Here is a 308-nt window from a genome sequence, read left to right as displayed (position 1 = left end):
AATCAGATTGTCTCGTCGTCTGATTCTTTCCTCTCTCACCTCGAGGTTGATGCGATTGAGGATAGGGATAAGGCTATCCGGCCAGGAGATAAGGTGGTGCTGGGTTTTGATGGTTCTAGGGGTCGTGTGCGTGGTAATGCGGATGCGACGGCGTTGATTGGCATGCGTGTGACAGATGGTCACCTGTTCGAAGTTGCGGTGTGGCAGTCGAAGAACCCACGAGACCCGGACTGGGAGCCAGATACGCGGCAGGTTGATGCAGTAGTGCGCGACTGTTTTTCTCGTTACCGTGTCGTGGGCATGTACTG

The 308-nt window shown here is 54.5% G+C and carries 1 pseudogene; it reads left to right on the top strand.

What is annotated here, in order from left to right:
- Nucleotides 1–308: pseudogene (locus QP990_RS12215) on the top strand (hypothetical protein); the annotation flags it as partial.

Origin of the sequence: Corynebacterium sp. MSK071, from assembly GCF_030232125.1 — a bacterium.
Lineage (GTDB): Bacteria > Actinomycetota > Actinomycetes > Mycobacteriales > Mycobacteriaceae > Corynebacterium > Corynebacterium kefirresidentii.
Note: the sequence above shows the minus strand (reverse complement) of the source record. Positions and strands in the feature narration are given on the sequence as shown.